At 72.1% G+C, this 25,234-nt stretch carries 17 protein-coding genes and 1 other RNA gene; 13 read left to right on the plus strand and 5 right to left on the minus strand.

All coding sequences use genetic code 11. The features are described from left to right. Nucleotides 1–70 precede the first annotated feature (70 nt). The 3 genes from pruA to DMH08_RS27090 all read left to right on the plus strand — a co-directional run bounded on the left by pruA (nt 71) and on the right by DMH08_RS27090 (nt 4,724). Nucleotides 71–1,702 carry an L-glutamate gamma-semialdehyde dehydrogenase gene (gene pruA / locus DMH08_RS27080; protein WP_125618566.1) on the plus strand — a complete coding sequence of 544 codons (1,632 nt, stop codon included), beginning with the start codon at nt 71–73 and terminating at the stop codon, nt 1,700–1,702. 96 nt (nt 1,703–1,798) lie between these two features. Continuing rightward, complete coding sequence (locus tag DMH08_RS27085; protein ID WP_026403049.1) at nt 1,799–2,509, plus strand: HAD family hydrolase; 711 nt, start codon at nt 1,799–1,801, stop codon at nt 2,507–2,509. Nucleotides 2,510–2,762: 253 nt separating this feature from the next. Then, nucleotides 2,763–4,724 (plus strand): acetoacetate--CoA ligase, encoded by a 1,962-nt coding sequence (locus tag DMH08_RS27090; protein ID WP_026403050.1) that lies wholly within the window; start codon nt 2,763–2,765, stop codon nt 4,722–4,724. Between the two features lie 28 nt (nt 4,725–4,752). On the opposite strand, the gene DMH08_RS27095 is transcribed toward DMH08_RS27090, so the two are convergent. Beyond that, nucleotides 4,753–5,349: a hypothetical protein gene (locus tag DMH08_RS27095; protein WP_125618568.1), complete on the minus strand. Its 597-nt coding sequence runs from the start codon at nt 5,347–5,349 to the stop codon at nt 4,753–4,755. A gap of 249 nt (nt 5,350–5,598) precedes the next feature. Here DMH08_RS27095 and DMH08_RS27100 point away from each other — a divergent pair, with 249 nt between their 5' ends. Together DMH08_RS27100 and DMH08_RS27105 are read left to right on the plus strand one after the other, a co-directional pair. Then, nucleotides 5,599–7,140 (plus strand): serine/threonine-protein kinase, encoded by a 1,542-nt coding sequence (locus DMH08_RS27100; RefSeq protein WP_125618570.1) that lies wholly within the window; start codon nt 5,599–5,601, stop codon nt 7,138–7,140. A gap of 360 nt (nt 7,141–7,500) precedes the next feature. Then, nucleotides 7,501–12,357 (plus strand): NAD-glutamate dehydrogenase, encoded by a 4,857-nt coding sequence (locus DMH08_RS27105; protein WP_125618572.1) that lies wholly within the window; start codon nt 7,501–7,503, stop codon nt 12,355–12,357. 221 nt (nt 12,358–12,578) lie between these two features. Here DMH08_RS27105 and DMH08_RS27110 read toward each other — a convergent pair whose 3' ends face one another. Then, entirely contained in the window at nt 12,579–13,586 is a 1,008-nt protein-coding gene (locus DMH08_RS27110; RefSeq protein ID WP_125618574.1) for a hypothetical protein, read from the minus strand. 89 nt (nt 13,587–13,675) lie between these two features. After that, nucleotides 13,676–14,779, minus strand: coding sequence for a peptide chain release factor 2 (gene prfB, locus DMH08_RS27115; protein WP_425248259.1), 1,104 nt, complete (start codon nt 14,777–14,779; stop codon nt 13,676–13,678). Between the two features lie 143 nt (nt 14,780–14,922). Here prfB and DMH08_RS27120 point away from each other — a divergent pair, with 143 nt between their 5' ends. Then, a complete protein-coding gene (locus DMH08_RS27120) occupies nt 14,923–16,134 on the plus strand; it encodes a hypothetical protein (protein WP_125618576.1) in 1,212 nt (403 codons plus the stop codon). 81 nt (nt 16,135–16,215) lie between these two features. Here the strand turns inward: DMH08_RS27120 and DMH08_RS27125 are convergent, their stop codons facing one another. After that, nucleotides 16,216–16,398: a hypothetical protein gene (locus tag DMH08_RS27125; RefSeq protein ID WP_026403055.1), complete on the minus strand. Its 183-nt coding sequence runs from the start codon at nt 16,396–16,398 to the stop codon at nt 16,216–16,218. A 375-nt stretch (nt 16,399–16,773) separates the two neighbouring features. Here DMH08_RS27125 and ftsE point away from each other — a divergent pair, with 375 nt between their 5' ends. The 6 genes from ftsE to ssrA all read left to right on the plus strand — a co-directional run bounded on the left by ftsE (nt 16,774) and on the right by ssrA (nt 22,736). Beyond that, a complete protein-coding gene (gene ftsE, locus DMH08_RS27130; protein ID WP_026403056.1) occupies nt 16,774–17,463 on the plus strand; it encodes a cell division ATP-binding protein FtsE in 690 nt (229 codons plus the stop codon). A gap of 98 nt (nt 17,464–17,561) precedes the next feature. After that, nucleotides 17,562–18,467 carry a permease-like cell division protein FtsX gene (gene ftsX / locus DMH08_RS27135; protein ID WP_026403057.1) on the plus strand — a complete coding sequence of 302 codons (906 nt, stop codon included), beginning with the start codon at nt 17,562–17,564 and terminating at the stop codon, nt 18,465–18,467. Between the two features lie 44 nt (nt 18,468–18,511). Beyond that, nucleotides 18,512–19,672: a S41 family peptidase gene (locus tag DMH08_RS27140; RefSeq protein WP_125618578.1), complete on the plus strand. Its 1,161-nt coding sequence runs from the start codon at nt 18,512–18,514 to the stop codon at nt 19,670–19,672. Between the two features lie 4 nt (nt 19,673–19,676). Then, a complete protein-coding gene (gene smpB, locus DMH08_RS27145; protein ID WP_026403059.1) occupies nt 19,677–20,150 on the plus strand; it encodes an SsrA-binding protein SmpB in 474 nt (157 codons plus the stop codon). A 3-nt stretch (nt 20,151–20,153) separates the two neighbouring features. Further along, nucleotides 20,154–22,070: a penicillin-binding transpeptidase domain-containing protein gene (locus DMH08_RS27150; RefSeq protein WP_233617835.1), complete on the plus strand. Its 1,917-nt coding sequence runs from the start codon at nt 20,154–20,156 to the stop codon at nt 22,068–22,070. Nucleotides 22,071–22,363: 293 nt separating this feature from the next. Continuing rightward, nucleotides 22,364–22,736: a transfer-messenger RNA gene (gene ssrA, locus DMH08_RS27155) on the plus strand. Between the two features lie 247 nt (nt 22,737–22,983). On the opposite strand, the gene DMH08_RS27160 is transcribed toward ssrA, so the two are convergent. Then, nucleotides 22,984–23,478, minus strand: a complete 495-nt coding sequence (locus tag DMH08_RS27160) for an MSMEG_6728 family protein (RefSeq protein WP_125618580.1) — start codon at nt 23,476–23,478, stop codon at nt 22,984–22,986. A 244-nt stretch (nt 23,479–23,722) separates the two neighbouring features. Between DMH08_RS27160 and DMH08_RS27165 the strand changes: the two genes are divergently transcribed. Further along, on the plus strand, nt 23,723–24,991 hold the full coding sequence (locus tag DMH08_RS27165; RefSeq protein WP_125618582.1) for a hypothetical protein: 1,269 nt from the start codon (nt 23,723–23,725) through the stop codon (nt 24,989–24,991). Nucleotides 24,992–25,234: the final 243 nt, after the last annotated feature.

Raw genomic sequence — 25,234 nt, forward strand, 5'->3', positions numbered from 1 at the left:
CATCGGGGTGGGGGCGAAGGGGTAGGGACTGGCACGTCGACGCCGTTGTCGGACATCGCGGGAGCAACGCATGGACGCCGTCACCACCGTTCCGGTTCCGGTGAACGAGCCGGTGAAGGGGTACGCGCCGGGCAGCCCGGAACGGGCGGCGCTGGAGGCCCGGATCAAGGAGCTCGGCGGGACCGAGACCGAGCTGTCGATGACGATCGGGGGCGCGCGGCGGATGGGCGCGGGAGAGCCCATCGCGGTGGTCGAGCCGCACAACCACGGGCATGTGCTCGGGCGGATGGGGGACGCCGCGGAGGCCGACGTGGCCGAGGCGGTCGCGGCGGCGCGGGAGGCCGCGCCCGCGTGGCGGGCGATGTCGTTCGACGACCGGGCGGCGATCTTCCTGCGGGCGGCCGATCTGCTGGCCGGGCCGTGGCGGGCGACGCTGAACGCGGCCACGATCCTCGGGCAGTCGAAGTCGGTGCAGCAGGCCGAGATCGACGCGGCGTGCGAGCTGATCGACTTCTGGCGGTTCAACGTCGCGTACGCCCGGCGGATCCACGAGATGCAGCCCCTCTCGTCGCCGGGCGTGTGGAACCGGATGGAGTACCGGCCGCTCGAGGGGTTCGTGCTGGCGATCACCCCGTTCAACTTCTCCGCGATCGCGGGGAACCTGCCGACCTCGCCCGCACTGATGGGCAACGTCGTGGTGTGGAAGCCGTCGCCGACGCAGCAGCTGGCCGCGCACTTCACCATGCGGCTGCTGGAGGCGGCCGGGCTGCCGCCCGGCGTCATCAACATGGTGACCGGGAACGGGCGGGCCGTGTCGGAGGTGGCGCTGAGGCAGCCCGATCTGGCGGGGCTGCACTTCACGGGGTCGGTGCCGACGTTCCAGGGGCTCTGGCGGGCCATCGGGGAGAACATCACCGGGTACCGGGGGTATCCGCGCATCGTGGGCGAGACCGGCGGCAAGGACTTCGTGATCGCCCACCCCTCGGCCGACGCGGCGGTGCTCAAGACGGCGCTGGTGCGCGGGGCGTTCGAGTACCAGGGGCAGAAGTGCTCGGCGGCGTCGCGGGCCTACATCCCGCGGAGCGTCTGGGGGCGGCTGCGGGACGAGTTCTGCGCCGAGACGGAGTCGCTGACGATGGGGGACGTCGCGGCCGACCTGTCGACGTTCATGGGGGCCGTCATCGACGACCGGGCGTTCGCCAAGCATCGGGCGGCGATCGAGCGGGCCCGGTCGATCGACTCGATGAAGATCCTCGTCGGGGGCGAGTTCGACGACTCGCGGGGGTACTTCGTGCGGCCGACGGTCCTGGAGTCGGCGGACCCGGAGGACGAGATCTTCACCACCGAGTACTTCGGGCCGATCCTCGGCGTGCACGTCTACGACGACGCGGACTACGACGCCGTGCTCCGGCAGATGGAGGGCGTCTCCGAGTACGGGCTCACCGGCGCGGTCATCGCGGACGACCGCGCGGCGATCGCCGCGGCCACCGAGAGCCTGCGGTTCGCCGCGGGGAACTTCTACGTCAACGACAAGCCCACCGGCTCGGTCGTCGGGCAGCAGCCGTTCGGCGGCGCGCGGGCGAGCGGGACGAACGACAAGGCGGGGTCGGTGTTCAACCTGACCCGCTGGACGAGCGCGCGCGTCGTCAAGGAGTCGTTCGTCCCGCCGACGGACTACCGCTACCCGCACATGGGGCCCTGACCGCCCGGTTGCCAGGAGAGCCCGTGAGGCCCGACGATAAGGGCGCCCACCGCCCCCGGGACGCCCGGGCGCTCCTCCGACGACCATGGGAACGGGATGTCGACGCTGAACCGGCTGGTGCTCTGGAACATCGACCACACGCTGGTCGACGTCGGGCGGGTCACCCGCGAGGCGTACGCCGAGGCGTTCCAGGCGACCGTCGGGCGGCCGCTGCTGCGGCTCGCGCCCACCCCGGGGCGCACCGAGTCGGAAATCGTGTTCGAGACGCTCGCGTTCAACGACGTCGTGACGACCGACGACCATCTTCCTCCGTTCATCGCCGCGCTCACCCGGGCGTTCGCCGCGCGGCGGGCGGGGCTGCGGGAGCACGGGCGGGTGCTCGCGGGCGCGCGGGAGGCCCTGGACGCTCTGGGGCGGGCGCCCGGCGTCGTGCAGTCGGTCCTCACCGGGTCGGTCCGGGCGAACGCGGTGCTGAAGGTGACCGAGCTGGGGCTCGCCGGGCACCTCGACCTGGACGCCGGCGGGTACGAGGACGGCGTCTACAGCAAGGCGGCGCTGCTGGAGCTCGCCCGGTCCCGCGCGGGGGAGCGGCACGGCGCGGCCTTCCCCGAGCGGGCCACGGTCTACATCGCGGACTCGCCGCGCGACGTGCAGGCGGCGCACATCGCCGGCTCGCCGATCGTCGCGGTCGCGACCGGGAGCGCCACGGAGGCGGAGCTGCGGTCCGCGGGGGCGGACGCCGTCCTCCCCACGCTCGCCGACACCGGTGCCGTGCTGCGGGCCGTCGCCGAACTGACCAGTCCCTGACATGTCTCTTCCTTCCGTCGGCTCCAGTGTTCGCGGTGCCGGGACGGCGCGGAACTGAGAACCCGCCCTGTGGATAACCCCGGCCATGGGGCGCGACGCCATGCCCGGCACGGGAAGTGTGTGCGCCACAGGCATTGCGCGTGACCTGCGGAAGGAGCGGCCGGACGGGCGGGGCGGCGAGGTTGCGCCGGGTGCGGCCCCGCGGCGAATATGGGGAGCGCCGCGCGGCCGGACGCGGCGGGAAGGTGGAGAGATGTCGGGTGAGCACACCGTCGCCGAGGGCGCACCGCTCTGGGAACCGTCCGAGCAGGTCGTCGCGAACGCGCGGGTGACGCACTTCGTCCACTGGCTGTGGGACCGGGGCGTCCTCACCGAGACCTACGACGACCTGTGGCGCTGGTCCGTCACCGAGGTCGACGCCTTCTGGGACGCGATCTGGACGTACTTCGACGTCGTCGGCGAGCGCGGCGACGGGCCCGTCCGCACCGGCGGCCCCATGCCGGTGGACGGGCTGCGCTGGTTCCCCGGCTCGACGCTCAATTACGCCGCGAACGCGCTGCGGCGGGCCGAGCAGACCCCCGACGACACCGCGGTGATCTTCCGGTCGGAGGCGGGCGGGCACCGCGTGCTGTCCTTCCGGGAGCTGGCGCTGCACGTCGCCGAGGTCCGCGCGGGCCTCGCCGACCTCGGCGTCGGCAAGGGCGACCGGGTCGCCGCCTACATGCCGAACATCCCCGAGGCGCTGGTGTGCTTCCTCGCCGCCGCGTCCCTCGGCGCGATCTGGTCGTCCTGCTCGCCGGACTTCGGCTCGTCGTCGGTCATCGACCGGTTCGCGCAGATCGAGCCGAAGGTCCTCATCGCCGTCGACGGCTACGCCTACAACGGCAGGACGTTCGACCGCCGCGACACCGTCCGCGAGATCGAGGCCGCGCTGCCGACGCTCGCCGCGACCGTGCTCGTCCCCTACCTCGACCCGGCCGCGACCCCCGACGGGTTCCGCGTCGGCATGGGCTACGCCGACCTTCCCCGCCCCGACGGCGGCGCCCTCGAGTTCGAGCCCGTCCCCTTCGACCACCCGCTGTGGGTCGTCTACTCCTCCGGGACGACCGGGCTGCCCAAGCCGATCGTGCACGGCCACGGCGGCGTCGTCCTCGAACACCTCAAGGCCCTGTCGTTCCACCAGGACCTCGGCCCCGGCGACGTCTTCTTCTGGTACACCACCACCGGCTGGATGATGTGGAACTACCTGGTCGGCGGGCTGCTGGCCGGTTCCACGATCGTGATGTACGACGGTGCGCCGCTCGACCTGTGGCGGCTCGCCGCCGACAGCGGCGTGACCTACATGGGGGTCGGCGCCCCCTACATCACCGCCTCCGCGAAGGAGGGCCGCCGCCCCGGCGAGGAGCTCGACCTGTCGGCGCTGCGCGGCATCGGCTCCACGGGGTCGCCCCTGCCGCCCGAGGGGTTCGCCTGGGTGTACGACGCCGTCGGCCGCGACCTGCTGCTCGGCTCGTTCTCCGGCGGCACCGACCTGTGCACCGGCTTCGTCGGCCCGTCCCCGCTGCTGCCGCTGCGCGCCGGGGTCATCCAGTGCCGCGGCCTCGGCGCCAAGGTCGAGGCGTTCGGCGACCAGGGCGAGCCGGTGGTGGACGAGGTCGGCGAGCTGGTGATCACCGAGCCGATGCCGTCGATGCCGGTGTTCTTCTGGAACGACGAGGACGGCGCCCGCTACCGCGACTCGTACTTCGACATGTACCCGGGCGTCTGGCGGCACGGCGACTGGCTCAAGATCCTCCCGGACGGCGGCTGCGTCATCTACGGCCGGTCCGACTCGACCCTCAACCGCGGCGGCGTCCGCATGGGGACGTCCGACTTCTACCGCGTCGTCGAGGCGTTCGACGAGATCACCGACAGCCTCGTCATCGACACCGGCCGCCTCGGCCAGGAGGGCCGCCTGCTGCTCTACGTGCAGCTAGCGCCGGACGCGTCCCTGGACGACGACCTGCTGAACCGGCTCAAGCGCGAACTGCGCTCGGCGCTGTCGCCGCGGCACGTCCCCGACGAGGTCCGCGCCGTCCCGGGCATCCCGCGGACCCTGTCGGGCAAGAAGCTGGAGGTCCCGGTCCGCAAGATCCTGCAGGGCACCCCGGTCGACCAGGCGGCCAACCGCGACTCGATGGCCAACCCGGAGGTCCTGGCCCACTTCACCCGCTGACGGGCGGAACCGCGGAAGGCGAGGGAGGTCAGCGGGCGCGGCGGGCGGCGTAGGACCGGACGTCGCGGCGGCGGTAGAGGCGGCGGACGCGGCCGCCCGCGAGGGGTTCGGTGCGGGCGGGCTCGGGCCAGCCGGCGGGCGGGCGCTTCGCGTACACCGTGACGCTCGTCGGGGCGAGGCCGAGGATGCGGGCGGCCTCGGCGAGGGTGACGAGGTCGTCCGGGTCCTCGGCGGGCGGCCGTTCCGCGAGCGCCGCGTACCAGGCCGCCCACTCGGCCTCGTCCCAGTAGAGGGCCTTGCCGGCGCGGTGGGCGGGCTCGGGGTGGCCGTTGGCGGCGCGGTCCGCCCAGAGCTGCTTGAGGCGGTGGCGGCTGAGGCCGTGCCGGGCGGCGAGGTCGTCGCGGGTCGCCAGGCCGGACGGGACGGCCGGGGCTTCGCGCGCCGCGTACCAGCGGTCCCACGCGTCGGCGTCCCAGGCGAGTTGCGCGCCGACCTTCCCCGCGGGCTCCGGGTGCCCGTTGGACGCGCGTTCCCGGTACCACTTCTCCAGGGTGCTGCGGCCGAGCCCGTGCGCTTCCATGATCTCGTTGCGGGTGCGGACCCGGCGGCCGTGCAGGAAGGACATGGGACCAGTCTCGCGGATGCGGATCGGACGGCGAATGATCTCGCGGTCCGTCGGTGTTCGGCACTAAGGTAAGAGCCTGCTCATACGTGTCCGATCGGAAGCACTGGGTCAGAACGCACCGTATGGCCTGATGGCCGGGTGAACCCCCCGCACGACTCGGACGTCACACTGACACGCACAGCGCCGGCCCGCGACGATCGGCCGGTGGTCCGCTCGACCCGGGCGATCAGGAGAGGGACGGTTCCACGCATGGAGATTGGGGCGCTGCGATCCGGGGATCCGGAGCGGCTTGGTTCCTACGCCCTGATCGGCCGGGTGGGCGAAGGCGGGCAGGGCACGGTCTACCTCGGCGAGGACGAGGACGGACGGCAGGTGGCGATCAAGCTCCTGCACGCCGAGCTCGAGGAGGACGACAAGGCGCGCGCCCGGTTCCTGCGCGAGCTCGACGTCGCCAAGCAGGTCGCGCCGTTCTGCACCGCGCAGGTGATCGACGCGGACGCGACCGGCGAGCGCCCGTACATCGTCAGCGAGTACGTGCCGGGCCCGTCGCTGAACCAGCACGTCACCAAGGACGGTCCGCTGGAGGGCGCGGCCCTCGACCGGCTGGCGGTCGGCACCGCGACGGCGCTCGCCGCGATCCACCAGGCCAAGATCATCCACCGCGACTTCAAGCCGCACAACGTCCTGCTCGGCCCGGACGGCCCCCGCGTGATCGACTTCGGCGTCGCGCGGGCGATGGCGGGCAGCACCACGCTGACCAGCCGGGTGATCGGCACCCCGTCGTACATGTCGCCCGAGCAGATCGGCGGCGACGAGATCGGCGCCCCCTCGGACGTCTTCTGCTGGGCGGCCACGCTGGTGTTCGCCGCGACGGGCGAGCCGCCGTTCGGGCAGGACACCATCCCCGCGGTGATCAACCGGATCCTGCACGAGGAGCCCGACCTCGGCGGCCTGGAGGGCGCCCTGCGCGACCTCGTCGCCGACTGCCTGCGCAAGGAGCCGGAGCTGCGGCCCACGGCCCGGCAGGTGCTGATGCGGCTGCTCGGCCACGAGGAGGCCGCCGCCCCCGTCCCGGTCGCCGTCCCGGACGACACCGACGACCCCGAGGCGACCGCGATGCTCGCGGCCGGGTCCGTCCGCGCCGCCGAGGCCCTCGACGAGGACTTCGCCGAGGGCTTCGATGAGGCGCCGGCGGCCGCCGCCGCGGACGACCCGGTCCGGACGGGCGACCTCGACCGCACGCAGGCCGTCCCCGCCGCGGCACTCTCCGCCGCGACCCGGCCCGGCGGTGGCGGCGGACGTCCCACGCTGCGGCAGCTCGTCGAGAGCTCGGGCCGCTCGGCCGCGTTGGCGGGCGTCGCCGCGGTGCTCGTCGCGATCGTGGTCGTGTCCTCGGTGATGATCTTCAGCTCGGGGGAGAAGGGCAAGGCCGGCGAGCACGTCGGGGACCCGACCGTCCCGCCGATGTCGGACAGCGGCACCCCGTCGCTGACGGTCCCGACGACCACGGCGCCGGACGACCCGGTCTCCGACACCCCGGACTACACGCCCGACCCGTCCTACGACTCGTCCTACGAGGGCTCCCCGAGCATGTCGGGCTCCCCGAGCCCCAGCGACAGCGCGTCCCCCGACCCGACGGAGTCCGACACCCCCACCGGCTCGCCCACCACCAGCGGGCCGCCGCCCAGCGGCGACCCCGGCGGGGACGAGCCGCCCCCGGACGGCGAGGAGCCGCCGCCCGACGGGGGCGAGCCCACCGGAGGCACGGGCGGCGCCGACGCCGGCGCCTGACCGTCCGCCGCTCCCCGCGGGCGCGCGCGCCCCCCGACCGTCCGGCCGCGCGCCCGTCCCTCCCGCTCCCCGCGTCCCTCCCAATCCCCGTGATCGCATGCGGAACCGGATTCGGTCTTGCGAGAATCTGACCGCGCGGCGAGCCCCCGGCGGTGCCGGAGCGGCGCCCCGTGACCGCACGCGGGCGCCGGAGACGGACGGCACCCCGAGCCCCTGCCGGCGGACCCTCCCGCGAGCACGTGGGAAAAGCCACGTCCGCGTAACGGGTTGGCAGGTCAACTTTGGGGTGTTTTCCTGGCTACGCTGGCGCGTGAGGAGCGCCACAACGGGGTGGCGGAGTCTCTAAGGGGAGTTTTTTTGATGGGCGGCAAGCTCGACCAGGCGAAGGACGATCTCATACGCAGGGCCGCCGAGAGGTGCGTCCAGCGGCCGGGGACCGGCGGGGGCGACGTCGAGGAGGCCGTCGCGTACCTCCGGCTCTACTACCGGCACGTCGCGCCGGAGGACCTCCTGGAACGGGATCCGGCCGACATCTGCGGCCCGGCGATGGCGCACCGGCTGCTCGGCGAGGAGCGGCCGCAGGGGCGCCCGAAGGTGCGGGTCTTCACGCCGACGGTCGAGGAGCACGGCTGGGATCCGGGGCACACGGTCGTGCAGGTGGTCACCGACGACATGCCGTTCCTCGTCGACTCGGTGACGATGGAGCTGAACCGGCACCAGCACGCGGTGCACCTGGTCGTGCACCCGCTGCTCGGCGTCGACCGGGACGTCGCGGGCCACCTGCACGGGTTCCGCGCGAAGCTCGACGACTCCACCGACATCGACGAGTCGTGGATGCACATCGAGATCGACCGGACGAGCGACCGCGCGACGCTGGAGACGCTCGAGAAGGACCTCCTGCGGGTCCTGCAGGACGTGCGGGTCGCGTTCGAGGACGGGCCCAAGATGCGGGCGCGCGCGCGGGAGATCGCCGACGCGGTCCGCGGGGACGGGCTCGCGCTGCCGGACAAGGAGCTCGCCGAGGGCGTCGAGCTGCTCGACTGGCTGGTCGACGGGCATTTCACCTTCCTCGGCTACCGCGACTACACGCTGGTCGAGGACGGGACGGCGCTGCGGCCCGAGCCCGGGACCGGGCTCGGCATCCTCCGCGACGACACGCGCGAGTCCCGCAGCTTCGCCGCGCTGCCGCCCGAGGTGCGGGAGAAGGCGACGGAGAAGCGGCTGCTGGTGCTGACGAAGGCGAACTCGCGTTCGACCGTCCACCGCCCGCTGTACCTCGACTACATCGGGGTGAAGAAGTTCGACGCGTCCGGCGAGGTGGTGGGGGAGCGCCGGTTCCTCGGCCTGTTCACGCACGTCGCGTACAGCGAGTCGATCGCGCACGTCCCGGTCTTGAAGCGCAAGCGCGACGAGGTGTTGGAGCGGTCCGGGTTCCCGGCCGACAGCTACGACGGGCAGGACCTCATCGAGGTGCTGGAGGGCTACCCGCGCGACGAGCTGTTCCAGATCTCCGTGGCCGACCTGCTGGGCATCGCGCTCGGGGTGCTGCGGCTGCGGGAGCGGCGCCAGTTGAGGCTGTTCCTCCGCAAGGACATGTACGGCCGGTTCATGTCGTGCATGGTCTACCTGCCGCGCGACCGGTACACGACGAAGGTGCGGCTGCGCATCCAGGCGATCCTGAAGGAGGCGTTCGAGGGCGTCAGCGTCGACTACAGCGCGAACGTCACCGAGTCCCTCCTGGCGCGCCTGCACGTGGTCGTGCGGGGCGAGCGCGGCCGTCCGCTGCCGGACGTCGACGCGGACGACCTGGAGGCGCGGCTCGCGGCGGCGACCCGGTCGTGGGCGGACGACCTGGCGGACGCGGTCCTCGAGCAGTTCGGCGAGGAGCGGTCGGGGACGCTGTCGCGGCGGTACGCCGACGCGTTCCCCGAGGGCTACAAGGCGGACTTCCCGGCCCGCACGGCGGTCGCCGACCTGCGGTTCCTGGAGGAGCTCGGCCCCGACGCCGACACGTCCATCAACCTGTACGAGCCGTTCGGCGCGGGGCACGGCGAGCGGCGGCTGAAGATCTACCGGCTGGGCGAGCCGATCTCGCTGTCGCGGGTGCTGCCGCTGCTGCAGAACATGGGCGTGGAGGTCATCGACGAGCGCCCCTACGAGATCGGCACCGCGGACGGCCGCCGGTGCTGGATCTACGACCTGGGGCTGCGGTACGCGCCGTCCGCCGACGTGTCCGAGGAGTCGGTCAAGGAGCTGTTCCAGGACGCCTTCCGCGCCCTGTGGCGCGGCGAGATCGAGAACGACGGGTTCAACGCGCTCGTCCTGCACGTGGGGCTGAGCTTCCGGCAGGCGATGATCCTGCGCGCGTACGCGATGTACCAGCGGCAGGCGGGCACGTCGTTCTCCAAGCGCTACGTCGAGCAGGTGCTGCTGCGGAACGCGCAGATCACGCGGCTGCTGGTGCGGCTGTGGGAGAGCCGCTTCGACCCGGCCCTGGCGGGCGGGGAGAGCGAGCGCAGCCTCGGCATCACCGAGGAGCTGCAGGGCAAGCTCGACGAGGTCGCGAGCCTCGACGAGGACCGGATCCTGCGCGCGTACCTCGCGATGATCCAGGCGACGCTGCGCACGAACCACTACCAGCACAAGCCGTACCTGTCGCTGAAGCTGGACCCGGCGCGCATCCCGGACCTGCCGGAGCCGCGCCCGATGTACGAGATCTTCGTGTACTCGCCGTCGGTCGAGGGCGTGCACCTGCGGTACGGCGCGGTGGCGCGCGGCGGGCTGCGCTGGTCGGACCGCCGCGAGGACTTCCGCACCGAGATCCTCGGCCTGGTGAAGGCGCAGGCCGTGAAGAACACGGTGATCGTCCCGGCGGGCGCGAAGGGCGGGTTCGTCGGCAAGCAGCTCCCCGACCCGGCCGCGGACCGGGAGGCGTGGCAGAAGGCGGGCGTCGCCTGCTACAAGGACTTCATCTCGGGCCTGCTCGACGTCACCGACAACCTGGTGGACGGCAAGGTGGTGCCGCCGCCGGACGTCGTGCGGCACGACGGGGACGACACCTACCTCGTCGTCGCGGCCGACAAGGGCACCGCGACGTTCTCCGACATCGCGAACGGGGTCGCCGCCGAGTACGGGTTCTGGCTCGGGGACGCGTTCGCGTCCGGCGGGTCCGTCGGCTACGACCACAAGGCGATGGGCATCACGGCGCGCGGCGCCTGGGAGTCGGTGAAGTACCACTTCCGGACGCTGGGCAAGGACACGCAGGCCGAGGACTTCACGGTCGTCGGGATCGGCGACATGTCCGGTGACGTGTTCGGCAACGGGATGCTGCTGTCGGAGCACATCCGGCTGGTCGCGGCGTTCGACCACCGGCACATCTTCCTCGACCCCGACCCGGACGCGGCGGCGTCGTTCGCGGAGCGGCGGCGCCTGTTCGAGCTGCCGCGCAGCACGTGGGCCGACTACGACGCGTCGCTGATCTCCAAGGGCGGCGGCGTCTTCCCGCGGACCGCGAAGTCGATCAAGATCACCCCGCCGGTGCGGGCGGCGCTCGGCATCGACGAGGGCGTCGCCGCGCTCACCCCGTACGAGCTGATCCGGGCGATCCTGCGGGCCCCGGTCGACCTGCTGTGGAACGGCGGGATCGGCACGTACGTCAAGGGCTCGCTGGAGACGAACGACGCGGTCGGCGACAAGGCGAACGACCCGGTGCGGGTCGACGGCGGGGAGCTGCGCTGCCGCGTCGTCGGCGAGGGCGGCAACCTGGGCCTGACGCAGCTCGCCCGGATCGAGTACGCGCGCAGCGGCGCGGACGGGCAGGGCGGCCTGGTCAACACCGACTTCATCGACAACTCCGCCGGCGTCGACACCTCCGACCACGAAGTCAACATCAAGATCCTGCTGGACCAGGCGGTCCGCGACGGGGAGCTGACCGGCAAGCAGCGCGACGCCCTGCTGTACGAGATGACCGACGAGGTCGGACGGCTCGTGCTGCGCGACAACTACGCGCAGAACGTGGTGCTCGCGGCGTCCCGCGCGCAGGCCCCGGCGATGCTGCACGTCCACGCCCGGCACATGCGGAAGCTGGAGCGGGACGGGCGGCTGAACCGGCACCTGGAGTTCCTGCCGGGCCACAAGGCGATCGCGGAGCGGCGGCAGTCCGGGCTGGGGCTGACCGGCCCCGAGTTCTCGGTGCTGCTGGCGTACGCGAAGCTGACGCTGGACGCCGAGATCGTCCAGTCCGACCTGGCCGACGACCCGTACCTGGAGTCGTGGCTCGTCGACTACTTCCCGACGCCGCTGCGCGAGCGGTTCCGCCCGCACATGGACCGGCACCCGCTGCGCCGCCAGATCATCACCACGGCGGTGGTGAACGACCTGGTCAACAACTCCGGCTCGTCGTTCGTCTTCCGGATGAACGAGGAGACGGGCGCGTCGTCGTCCGACATCGCCCGCGCCTACCTGGTGGCCCGGGACGTGTTCGAGATGCCGAAGTTCTGGCGGTCGGTGGAGGGCCTGTCGCGGCAGGTCGACCAGTCCACGCAGGTCGCGATGCTGCTGGAGGCGCGGAAGCTGACCGAGCGCGGCGCCCGCTGGCTGCTGCACAACCGGCGGCCCCCGTTCGACATCCGGGAGACGGTCGACTTCTTCGCCGGCGGCGCCGCGACGCTCAGCGCGCAGCTGCCCAAGCTGCTCGCCGGGCAGGACCTCGCGGCGTTCGAGCAGCGCCGCGACGGGTTCGCCGAGCGGGGCGTCCCCGGCGAGCTGGCGGAGCAGTGCGCGATGCTCGTCGCCGCCTACAGCACGTTCGACCTGGTGGGGATCGCGCACGAGACGGGACGCCCGGTCGAGGAGGTCGCGGAGGTGTACTTCGACCTCGCCGAGCGGCTCCAGCTGTCCCGGCTGCGGGAGCGGATCATCGCGCTGCCCCGCGACGACCGGTGGCGCTCGATGGCGCGGTCGGCTTTGCGCGACGACCTGTACACGGCGCACTCGGCCCTCACCCGGGACGTCCTGGTGACGAGCGAGCCCGGCGGGCGGCCGGAGGAGCGGCTGGTGCACTGGGCGGAGAAGAACAAGACGGCGGTGGACCGCGCCCAGCAGATGCTCGGCGAGATCTGGGAGAGCGACAGTTTCGACCTCGCGACGCTGTCGGTGGCGCTGCGGTCGGTCCGCACGCTCGTCACCAGCAGTTCCCTGCCGCCCGCCGAGGCGTGACCGCCCCGGCCGAGCGGGCGCCGTGACGCGCCGTCCCGTCCCCCGTACCGGGGACGGGACGGCGCGCGCGGCACAATCGAAGGACCCGCCGGGTGCCGGACCGCTCCCGCTGCAGCGGTCGGGAAGAGCGGGACGGCCCGGCACCCGACGGAGTACGGTGGCCGCGCGCGGTTCGGCGCCGTGCGCGGCGGGACGGCCCCCGCGTTCGGGGGCCCGTGGCTTCAGGCTCCCTTGGCGGCGACGGCCTTGCGGTAGACGCCGGCGACCATGGCGCGGCCGTCCGGCGGAACGACGGCGAGGTACTGCGTGAGCACCGTCGTCTTCAGGCGTGTCCTGACCGACCTGGCCGGGGCGAGCCCGACGAGATCACCGCTTACCGCCAGGCTGCCCCGTTTTGCGGCGGAGTATGCCTCCCGCTGCTTCATCGCGTACCAGACGAGCGCGCCGCCGTCCTTCGTGCGCAGCGCGTGCACCCGGTAGGGCGCCGGCGCGAACGTCGACGACAGCCGGACGCCCTGCCCGGCGAGCGACTTCGTGACCTGCTGCAGCGCCTGGTACGCGCGGCCGGTGGCGGGCCCGTCCGCGAACGCCGCGGCGCCGGACGCGTCCGGGCCGCTCGTCATCAGCGCCGCGTGCGCCTTCGGGAGCCCCGCGGGCGTCACCGCCAGCCCGTCCGCCTCCGGCGCGACCGGTTCGGCGAACCCCTGCTCGTCCAGCTCGACCCGCTCCAGCGCGCCGTCACCGGGGGCCGGGTCGGCGGCCAGCAGCCACGGCCCGCCCGCCTTCTCCTGCGTGAACAGCATCGCGTGCGGCCGCGCGCCCTGCCCCCCGCCGCCTCCGGCGCCGACCGCGAACCAGCGCGGGTGGCCCTGGAGCCGCGGGATGAAGAAGGTGGTCTTCGCGAAGCCGAGCTTCGGCGGCCGCTGGCGGAGCGCCCGGTACTTCCGGAACATCGCCGCGTCCATGGACAGCTGCGGGTCGGTCTCGATCGCGGTCAGCGCCCGGGCGTTCAGCCTCTGCCCGGCCCGGTCGGCGCCGGCGGTGTAGGACTTCAGCACCCGCTCCGCCTCCGCCCGGCTCAGCGCGGGCGGCGCGTCCGACCCGGCGGACCCGCCGGACGGGCCCCCGCCGCAACCCGCGGCGGCGCCGCCGAGCAGGCAGGGCACCGCCAGCGCGGCCGCGACCGGACGCGAGCGCGCGTGCGGACGTGCGGGTGTGCGTGCGGCCATGCGGTCCCCCGGGTGGAATCGGCGAGCTGAGTCCACCCGGAATCATCGCAGAGTGACCACCTGATCACTCCGCGAACGCGAGAAAAAGATCAGGCTTCGGCTTCCTGCTGCCGCATCCAGCGGATCTCCGCCTCGATGAACTCGTCGATGTCGCCGTCCAGGACGGACGACGGGTTGCCCGCCTCGACGCCCGTGCGGAGGTCCTTGACGATCTGGTACGGGTGCAGGACGTAGTTGCGGATCTGCGTGCCCCAGCTGCTCGTGCCCTCGCCGCGCAGGGCGGACATCTTCTCCGCCTCCTCCTGCCGCTTGCGCTCCAGCAGCTTCGCCTGCAGGACGTTCATCGCCGTCGCCCGGTTCTGCAGCTGGCTCCGCTCGTTCTGGCAGGACACCACGATGCCCGTCGGGAGGTGCGTGATCCGGACCGCGGAGTCGGTCGTGTTGACGCCCTGCCCGCCCGGACCGGACGACCGGTACACGTCGATCCGCAGGTCGTTCTCGTCGATCTCGACGTGGTCGCTCTGCTCCACGACCGGGACGACGTCGAGCCCGGCGAACGACGTCTGCCGGCGGCCCTGGTTGTCGAACGGGGAGATGCGGACGAGCCGGTGCGTGCCGTGCTCGCCGCGCAGCGTCCCGTACGCGTAGGGCGCCTTGACCGTGAACGTCGTCGACTTGATCCCGGCCTCTTCGGCGTAGGACGTCTCGTAGACCTCGGTCGGGTAGCCGTGCCGCTCGGCCCACCGCAGGTACATGCGCTGGAGCTGCTCCGCCCAGTCGGCCGCGTCGACGCCGCCGGCCTGCGCGTTGATCGTGACGAGCGCCTCGCGGGCGTCGTACTCGCCCGACATGAGCGTCCGGACCTCGAGCTGCTGGACGGCCTTCCCCAGCTCCTCCAGCTCCCCGTCGGCCTCCGCGCGCGTGTCGGCGTCGTCCATCTCGGCGGCCATCTCGTACAGGGTCGCGGCGTCGTCGAGACGCTGCCGCAGGCCCTCCACCTTGCCCAGCTCGCTCTCCAGGTACGACAGGCGGCGGGTCACCGACTGGGCGCGCTCCTGGTCGTTCCACAGGTCGGGGTCGGCGGACTGCTCGCGCAGCTCAGCGATGTCGCGTCGCATGCCGTCGAGGTCCAGCACCTGCTCGATGCCGGACAGGGTCGCGCCGAGCTCCTTGAGTCGCTCTTCCGGTTCCATGCCTGCCACGCTTCCGAGCTTATCGCCGTCCCGGCAGTGCCGGGGGCGCCCGCCCCATACCCTGGGTGGCAGAATCGGCGAACGGGAAATCCTGCCGGACGCCCTGAGCGTCAGGGCGGACATCGGGTCCGGGGGACGGAGTCTTGCACACGATCGCGCGCGCGCTGGCGGCCGTCATGCTGCTGGTGCCGGTGGCCGCCGCGGGCTGCGCTCAGCAGAGCGCGCCGGAGGTGCGGCCGACCGCGGCCATGCCCACGCCCTCGCCGCCCGAACCGGTCGACCTCACCCCGCAGGTCGCGAAGGACACCTTCCGTACCTATGTCATCAACGAGGACGTGGCGCGCGCCGCGGGCGACGAGCGGCTCGCGCTGACCTGGACGTCCGACGGGCAGTCCCAGCTCACCGCCGCCGAGTTCCGCAAGGCCGCCTACGACGGCGACCCGGTGCGCCGCTTCCACTACGGCAAGCCCGAACTGTACGTCCCGAAGCTGCGCGGGGGCGGCTACCCGCAGTGGTTCGTGGCGTCCGTGGACCGCTCGGTCGCGGGCGAGTCCGGCAGCCGGCGCCGCGTGCTGATGTCGTTCATCCTGCGGGGGGCCGACCGCCGCTGGTCGCTGACGAACGTCGTCGTCCTCGACCGGGACGCCGACGTCCCCGCGGTCGCGGTCGACGACGACGGCTACGCGGAGGCGCTGCGCAGCGACGACACGTCCGTCCTGATCCGGCCGCAGGAGATGGGCGGCATCCACGCGACGATGGCGGCCGAGGGCGACGGCAGCGTCGCCGCCAAGGTCATGGAGGCCGGCTCGCGCACGAGCGGCTACTACGAGCGCGCCGAGAAGGCGAAGGAGAGCGCCGAGGAGGACGACCTGACGATGACGGTCGTCCCGACGGCGACGTCGTTCCCCTACTTCGGGCTGCGCACCGAGGACGGCGGCGGGCTGATCATCTACTCGCTGTTCCGCAACGTGTCGCTCATCTCCGAGGCCGCCGCCGACGATCCGGAGGCGCCCCGCCCCGAGATCCCGGCCGAGGCGGAGCACCTGCTCGACGGGACCGTCGAGGGGAACAGGGTCGACACGGCGTCGACGCTGCACTTCGCCGCCTACGACCCGCCCCGCGAGGACGGCGGGGACGAGGGGGACGGCGGGAGCGGGGACGGCGCTTCGGGTGAGCCGTCGCCGAGCGCGAGCCCGAGCGGGAGCGCGGGGCCGAGCGGCGACCGTCCGTCCGGGGAGAAGGACGGGGACGGGGAGAAGGACGGCGACCGCGGGTCCGCGGCGGCCAGGGCGCGGGTCATCGCCGACAGCGGGGCCGTCACCCGCGCGAACACCCCGCCGCTGAAGAAGAACTGATGCCGTTCGTCCTGGTTCGTCCAGATTTGCGGACGGTCAGGGTTCCCGAACGCCGAGTTGGTGAGAAGGCTCTCAGAGCCCTCAGTACACGCGCTGTAGCACGAGCGCCACGAACAGCAGCGCGACCAGCACGGCGAGGACGAGGGTCGGAGGCAGCGACGGCCCGTGCCGGTGCATCTGGGAACGGGCGATCCTGCAGGTCGGGCAGCGTCCCTCGACGACCGGGTTCGAGCAGCGGGCGCAGATCAGATCTTCGCAGCTCATGGTGTGGCCCCCATCTCCGTGCTCGGCACGCGGGTCCGTGCGGATGCGTCGATCACCGACTTATTAGGCATCTTTCCCATCATCCAGCCTAGCCGGACTGTATGGTCGGTCCGGCAAGTCCGGAATCTTGAACGGTACGAACCACCCGGGGGCGACCCCGGAGCCCGCACAGTGCGGGCCCGGTCATTCCCACCGCGTCATCACCACCACGTCGAGTGGGACGAGGTAGTTGACTGTCCCCTCTACACTGCTCGCAGGCTCCACGGCCCGTCCGGCCGCAGAGCCGGGCGGCGCAGGCCGAACGCGGCGGACCACGTCCGCCGCCGCAGGTCGGGCCGCTCCCCAACCCCTAGACTGAACCGCCGTGATGCAGCCGTGATCAATTTCGACAACGTCACCAAGGTCTATCGGAGCCAGAACCGGCCCGCCCTCCAGCACGTGAACGTCGCCATCGACAAGGGCGAGTTCCTGTTCCTGGTCGGCCCGTCCGGCTCCGGTAAGTCGACCTTCCTGCGACTCATCCTCAAGGAGGAGCGTCCTTCCCAGGGTCACGTGCACGTGGCGGGCAAGGACCTCAACAGACTGAGCAACTGGAAGGTGCCGCACCTGCGCCGCCGCATCGGCTGCGTCTTCCAGGACTTCCGGTTGCTCCCCAACAAGAACGTCTTCGAGAACGTCGCGTTCGCCCTCGAAGTGATCGGCAAGCCGCGGCGCTTCATCGGCAAGGTCGTGCCCGAGGTCATCGACCTGGTCGGCCTCGAGGGCAAGGCCCACCGGATGCCGCACGAGCTGTCCGGCGGCGAGCAGCAGCGCGTCGCCATCGCGCGCGCGTTCGTCAACCGGCCGATGATCCTGCTGGCGGACGAGCCGACGGGCAACATCGACCCGGCCACCTCCATCGGAATCATGAAGGTGCTGGACCGCATCAACCGGACCGGCACCACCGTCGTCATGGCCACCCACGACGCCGCGATCGTCGACGCCTTCCGCAAGCGCGTCGTCGAGCTCGAGGACGGACGGGTCGTCCGCGACCAGTCCCGCGGCGTCTACGGCCAGGCTTACTGAGGACCGGCCCGGCCCACTGACGGCTCCCATCCGAACCACCCGTTCCCGCCACCGCGAAGACAGCCGGGACGACGACAGGCGACCAAGGACAGCGAGGCATGCGCGTACAGTTCGTTCTCCAGGAGATCTGGATCGGTCTCCGCCGGAACCTGACGATGACGATCTCCCTCATCATCACGGTCGCCATCGCCATGGCGCTCTTCGGCACCGGCCTGCTCATCCGCGCCGAGGTCTCCGCCTCCAAGAGCTACTGGCAGGACAAGATCGAAGTTTCGATCTTCCTGTGCGCGAAGACCAGCTCGAACCCCGCCTGCCAGGGGCAGGACGTCACCGAGGACCAGCGCAAGCAGCTCGAGCAGCAGCTCAAGGGCATGTCCGAGGTCTCGGAGGTCACCTACGAGAGCCGGCAGGAGGCGTACCAGCGCTTCAAGGAGCGCTACGCGGGCTCGCCCGGCTTCGTGGAGAGCACCCGTGAGGGCGACATCCCCGACTCCTTCCGCGTCAAGCTCAAGAACGCCGAAGAGTACAAGTCCGTCGCCGAAGCCGTGCAGAGCCGCCCCGGCGTGGACACGGTGATCAACGAGCAGGAGATCCTCGACCGGTTCTTCGGCATCCTGAACGCGCTGCAGTGGGGCGCCCTGGTGATCGCGCTGATCCAGGTCGTCGCCTCGGTGCTGCTGGTCGGCAACACCGTCCGGCTGTCGGCGTTCAACCGGCGCAGGGAGACCGGCATCATGCGGCTCGTCGGCGCCTCCAACACCTATATCCAGCTGCCCTTCATCCTGGAGGGCGCCATCGCCGGCCTGATCGGCGGCCTGTTCGCCTCGATCCTGCTCGTGATGAGCAAGTTCCTGCTGCTCGACCGGCTCGCCGACGACATCCAGCTCATCAGCACGCTCGGCTGGGGCACCGTCCTCTCGGTCATCGTGGTGTCGATCTGCTTCGGCGTCCTGCTCTGCGCGATCGCCTCCTTCCTGACCCTGCGGCGGTACCTGCGGATCTGAGCGGAACGCCGGGCCCGCACCGGCCCCGACTCTAGACTTGCGGCATGTTCCCGTCCGGTCGCCTGCTCCGCGGTGCCGTCATGGCGTCCGCCGTCCTCGGCGCGTACGGTCTCGGCGCGGTCAGCGGACCGGGCCCCGACCGGCACGCCGCCGTCGCCGACGGGTCCGTCCTGGACGAGGCCGCCGCCAAGATCGGCGGCAGTGCGGCGCACCCCGTCGGACGCGCCGAACTCGACCGGCACGCGATCGAAGGCATGCTCCGCGGGCTCGGCGACACGTGGGCCCGCTACTACCCGGCCCGCCGGTACGACGACGTCGAGGGCCGCCTCAACGGGCACTACAGCGGCGTCGGGCTGTGGCTCGGCGCCGCCGACGGCGACGCGCGGGTCCGCGTCGCGAGCGTCCAGCCCGGGAGCGCGGCCGCGCGCGCCGGGGTCCGCGCCGGCGACGTCGTCACCGCCGTGGATGGCGCCGCCACCGCCGGCTGGGACCTCGCCCGCACCGCCGCCGCGCTGCGCGGGCCCGCGGGCGACGCCGTCGACCTCACCGTGGCCCGCGGCTCCCGCGCCCGCACGTTCCGGCTCGTCCGGACGTCCGTCGGCAAGGGCGACGTCACCGTGACCGACGGGCCCGGCGGCGTCCGGACGATCCGCGTCGGCGCGTTCACCCGCGGCACCGGCGACCGCGTCCGCGCCGCCGTCGAGCCCGCGCCGGACGCCGGGTTCGTCCTCGACCTGCGCGGGAACCCGGGCGGGCTGCTGGAGGAGTCCGTCGGGGCGGCGTCGGCGTTCCTCGCGGGCGGCCCGGTCGTCACCTACGAGCGGCGCGGCGAACCGCCCCGCCGCTACACCGCCGACCGCCCCGGGGACGCGGAGTCGCCGCTGGTCGTGCTCGTCGACGCCGGGACGGCGAGCGCCGCGGAGATCGTCGCCGGGTCCCTGCGCGACCGCGACCGCGCGGTCCTCGTAGGATCACGTACATACGGCAAGGGGTCGGTGCAGGAGCCGATCGGGCTCTCCGACGGTTCGACGATCGAGCTGACCGTCGGTCGCTACCGCACCCCGAGCGGCCGTAACCTCGACGGTGTCGGGATCGAACCCGACGTGGCGGTCTCCGCCGACCGCCCTCCCGAAGCGGCCGAGCAGCGCGCCCGGACGGTGCTGCGCGGCCTGGACGCGACGCTGCCGGACAAGGACCGAGGCTGATCACGTGTCACGCGACACAGGGCGAAAGCTCATCGCCCAGAACAAGCGGGCCCGCTACGACTACCACATCGACGACACCTGGGAGGCGGGCATGGTGCTGATGGGCACCGAGGTCAAAGCCCTCCGTGCGGGCCGCGCCTCCCTCGTCGACGGCTTCGCCCAGGTCAGGGACGGGGAGGTGTGGCTGGAGAACGTCCACATCCCCGAGTACACGCAGGGCACCTGGACGAACCACGCCCCGCGCCGCCGCCGGAAGCTGCTGCTGAACCGGCGCGAGATCCAGAAGATCATCGACAAGACGTCGGACCCCGGCTGGACCCTCGTCCCGCTCTCGCTCTACTTCAAGGACGGCAAGGCCAAGGTCGAGATCGGCCTGGGCCGTGGTAAGAAGTCCTACGACAAGCGGCAGGCCATCGCCAAACGGGAGGCCCAGCGGGAGATGCAGCGTGCTCAGGCGGCCCGGTTCAGGAGACGGTGAAGGGTGTCCAAGACCAACCGAGACCGGACGCGCAGCGTCCGGCGCCGAGCCATCTCGCTGGCCGCGTGCGGCGCCCTCGTCGCGTCCCTGACCACCGGCTGCTTCGCCGAGCGGTCGGCGATGCCGGCCGTCCGCGACTTCCTGATCGCCTGGTCGGTCGGCAACTACGAGGCCGCCGCCGGCAACACCGTGGGCGCCGATGAGAAGCAGGTCGCGGACGCCCTCAGCAAGGTGAGCGCCCAGCTCGACGCGGCGTCCCTGCGGCTGTCGATCGGCGTCCTCGGCGCCGACCCCGACGCCGCCGCGATCGTCAAGGAGGGCGACACCGCGCAGGCGTCCTTCTCCGTGAAGATCGACCTCGGCGAGAACGGGCGGCCCTGGGAGTACAAGGGCCACATGAACCTCAAGCGGGTCGGCGGCCACTGGAAGGTCGTCTGGAGCCCGTCCATCATCAACCCGAAGCTCCAGCCGGGGCAGCGGCTCGCGGTGGTCAGCGAGGAGCCCGAGCGCGCGCTGATCACCGACACCAACGGCAAGTCGATGCTGAACCCCGCCCGGGCCTACCAGGTCGGGGTCACCCCCGGCAAGCTGCAGGACCCGAAGAAGACCCTCGACGCCCTCGCGAAGGCGACCGAGATGGACGGCGGCCGCCGGCTCGACGCCGAACGCCTCCACGGCCGCGTCCTGTCCGCGCCGCCGCAGGAGTTCCTGCCGCTGATGACCCTGCAGGCCGCGACCCACGCCCGGCTGATCCAGCGGCTCCACGGCAACATCCCCGGCCTGGAGTTCCGCGACATCGTCGCACCGATCGCGCCGAAGGCCGCCCCGGAGCTGATCGGGACGCTCGGCCCCGCGACGTCCGACCGGCTGCAGGAGGTCGGCGCCCCCTACCAGCCGGGCGACACGATCGGCGTCAGCGGCGTCCAGCTGCTCATGCAGCGCAACCTCGCCGGCACCCCGACCGTCAGCGTCGTCGCGCAGGACCCGAACGGGCAGCGCACCGCGACGCTGAAGAGCTGGCCGGGCGAGCAGCCGAAGGAGGTCCAGACGACGCTCGACCCGGGCGTCCAGGTCGCCGCCGACCAGGCCCTGAACGGCCTGCCGTTCCCGGCGTCCCTCGTGGCCGTCCGGCCCGCCACCGGCGAGGTGCTCGCGGTCTCCAACCACGGCACGAAGGGCGAGAACCGCGCGTTCGAGGGCCACTACCCGCCCGGCATGACGTTCCAGATCGTCTCCGCCCAGGCGCTGTTCACCCACGGCGGCCTCACCCCGGCCACCGAGACGTCCTGCCCCGGCACGACCGCCGTCGGCGGCAAGAACTTCACCACGAAGGCGTACGAGGACAGCAAGTTCACCAACCACCTCGCGCTGTCCTGCAAGACCGCCCTCGCCCAGCAGAGCGGCAAGATCGACGGCAAGACCCTCCTCGCCGAGGCGGCCCGCTTCGGCATCGGCCAGGACTGGGGCCTGCAGGTCCCCGCGTTCACCGGCGCGGTGTCGTCCCCCGACAACGAGGGCGAGAAGGCCGCGACGATGGTCGGCGAGGGCGGCGTCGAGGTCAGCCCCCTGGCGATGGCCCTCGTCGCCGCCGCCGCGCAGGCCGGCACCTGGCGTCCCCCGTACGTCTTCAAGGGCAACGACGTCCCGAACGCCGAGCAGCGCGCGCCCGCCCAGAACCTCCCGTCGGAGTCGATCGCGAACCTCAAGGAGGTCCTGGACAACTCCGCCCGGAACGGCACCGCCAAGGCCGCCCACGTCGACAGCGAGGTCGCCGGAGTCACCTCCTTCACCACCTACAACGAGGGCGGCAACTCCAAGAACGTCTCGTGGTTCGTCGGCTCCAAGGGCGACCTCGCCGTCGCCATCGCCATCGAGGGCCAGATGGACGCCGCCCAGGTCGCCGGAGCCTTCTTCGGCTGATTTTGGAACCTGTTTACGTCCGGACCGCAACCAACGCCCGCCCCCCGAGCGTCTTCCCCTATGACTGAGAAACCGCTTGGGGGGTTGCGGACTCAGTCGCCGTGATGAGACCAGAGCCTCGTCTCGGGGGAGGCTCTGCCGTCCGGACCGGCCCGACCCTGCCGGTCGAACCCGGGCGGGCGCCACGCGCCCGCCCGGGTTTCACGCGTCCGCCGGGAATCACGTTGCCCGCCCACGCGTTATCCTAGTAACGTCAACTGCGCGGCCCCCGGGCCGCTTTGACAACTCAACATGGGGGTGACCGGCTTCGACTTCGGTCGATCGAGCCAGGAGAAGCGGGTCGAGGGTTGCTGTCGTGACCTCGTTAATCCTGTGACAGCAAACCAATAACTGCCAACAAGAAGCAGTCCGAGTTCGCCCTCGCCGCCTGAGCGAGGAGCGAACTCTGTCAGCCCGGGTGAGTCTCCGCCCCGGGACCTGACATCATCAGGAGACTCCACCTTGCAGCCCGGTCGCGGGGTTGCAAGGGAAATCGAACAGCGACTGGGCCCGTCGGCGACTAGCCTGCGTGAGCGCCGGGGCCGAGAAACCGCCTAGCAGGCTGCACCCGGAGAAGCCCTGACTCATCATCGAAGGACGCGGGTTCGATTCCCGCCACCTCCACCAGAGATCGCAGATGCGGCCCGACCGAACCCGGTCGGGCCGTTCTGCTTTGCCGCGAGGGCCGAGGGCCGCCCGGATCGGCCGCGCGCCCGGCATGCGCCAGGCTGTGCACATCTCGGCGCGGCGCCGTGTGCTCGCGCGTAGCAGTTCGTCGAAGCAGCCGTGGATGCTGCCGATGATGGTGCGCCGTACCCGGGCGAGGTCAGGCAAGCCCCCAGTCCGGCGTGCGAAGCGATGATTCGAGGCGCGGTCAGGGGCGGTGCGGCCGGTCGTCGTGGTGCTTCTTGCGGTCGGAGTCGGGCCAGAAGTACGGCAGGTCGGGGGGTACGTGGGGGAAGTGCGGCCGGTAGAAGTCGGGGTCCTTGCGGATCAGCGCGGACCGGTGGCTGATGTGCAGTTTCGGGTCGCCGAGCCAGGGCGGTAGCGCCCCGGCTTCGGCGAGGGCTTCCTGGCCGCGCGGACGCTCGATGCCCGTGGCGTCCGCCAGGTCGGACGTCAGCGAGGCGGCGCACGTGTCCCGGTGGCCGAGCGAGCACCAGTGCCGGCAGATCTCCAGGCCGTAGCGGACCAGCGCCTCCTCGTACCCCGTCCACATCCGGACGGCCGGGTGGTTGCGCCACCCGTACCCCGGCACCGTCAGCCCGCGCAGCACCTGCAGCGCCTCGACGCGCTGCTTCCCGAGCCTCCGCGGGTCGAGGATGGCGGCCGTGGCGGCGAAGTCCGCGTACGGGAGAAAGGTCTGCAATGCTCCACCTCCCGCTGTCCGCCCGATGCGCCCGCCGCACTCCCGTTCCTTACCTGTCGCGCCCCACCTACTCCGGTCGCGGGCCGTGGAAGTCGTCCGCGTGGTCGTCGTTCGGACGGACGCGCTGAACGACGCCATCTGCGTGGTCGCCGACGTATTCGCGTCGCTCTGTGCAGATCCCTTTCAGCGGGTGCACGTTTGCCGAGAACCGTTTTTTCGGGACGTGCGCCCATAAGGTGGGCGCGTGGCCGATCCTGATGGCGTGCGGTTGGGGCGGATCGCCGACAAGCTGGCGGCGGCGCGGGCCGAACCGCCGGCGGTCTTCGGTGCGGAAGACCATCGGTTCGAGCTCGGGCCGCCGTTGCCGGAGGCCGCGGTGGCCGAGTACGAAGAACGGCACGAGGTGGCCCTTCCCCCGGAGTACCGGCTGTTCATCACCGAACTGGGCGCCGAGGGCGCCGGTCCGGGGTACCGGTTCTGCCGACTGGACGTCGCGTGCTGCGCGAAAGGACCGTCCGGGCACCTGGCGCGACCCAGCCCGTACCTCCCGGGACCGCGCTACTACGGCGACTGGGAGGAGCGGTACGAGGATCCGCCGGGCCCGGACCGGAACTTCCTGCGCGGCACCGTGCTCGTCTCGACGCACGGCTGCTCTCTCGTTACCCGTCTGGTCGTGGCCGGGCCGGCGCGAGGACGGCTGGTCAACCTCGACGACGAGGGGCCGGTCGGCCCGTACGTCGTCGAGGACGCCGACTTCCTCGCGTGGTATGAGCGGTGGCTGGACGAGGCCGTCGCCGGTCGCCACGGCGGCTGGTTCTGGGAGGGGCTCCCGCTGGACGAGCGCGGACTGCTCGGGGTGCTCGCCGACGACCCGTCCCCGGAGCGGCGCGCCCGTGCCGGGGAGACGCTGCCGGCCTTGCCGGTGCTCGATTATCACGTGTGGGATGCGCTGCTGGCCGCCGTGACCGCCGACCCGGACCCCGGCGTGCGGGCGGACCTCTGGGACCTGCTGAAGTGGCAGCGGCACAGGCACCCGCGCAGCCTCCCCGACGCCGACGCGGTCGCGGACGATATCGAGGAGCACGCCCGGTCGTGCACCCCGCGGGCCCTCGGCGCGCTCAGCGCGCTCCGAAGGGTCACCTTCGCCGACGTCCTGTCGGAGCTGGCGTCGGACGACCTCGAACGCCGCAGGCTCGCGGCCTACCAACTGACGTCGTTCGTGGGCGTCGACCGGGACGAGCCTCCGCGGCGCCTGCTCGCCGAAACGGTCGCCGGGCTCCTGGAGGATGCGGATCCGCTGCTCCGCTCGCACGGCGTCGCAGCCGTGGGACGGTTCGAACTCCTCGATCTCCACTCGCGACTGCGCGAGCTGCAGGAGACCGAGGCCGACGGGTGGGTTCGGCACCGTCTCGCATGGAACCTCGGCGAACACTCGGCCCGCGTCTGGCCGCCCGTCCCCGTGCCGGACTTCGGCGACACGGCTGCCGGGTACAGCGACGACCCTCCGTTCTGAGGGAAGCCGCAAAGAGAAAACTCATCGTGTCGCAAGGACCTTTTCAGTGGCGCCGCGAACACTGGTGGTTGTACTGAGGCCGTTGCGCTGTGGAGGGTTCGTGGACGAGTTCGAGGGGCGGCCGCTCGTGCGGCCGGGGGAGGACGTCGTCGATCAGGGGCTCGGGTTCGATCTCGGCACCCTGGTCGGTCGGCGGCGGGCGCTGGGCCTGCTGGGGCTCGGGGCCGCGGGGCTGGGCCTGGC

This window comes from Actinomadura sp. WAC 06369, assembly GCF_003947565.1.
Classification (GTDB): Bacteria; Actinomycetota; Actinomycetes; order Streptosporangiales; family Streptosporangiaceae; genus Spirillospora; species Spirillospora rifamycini.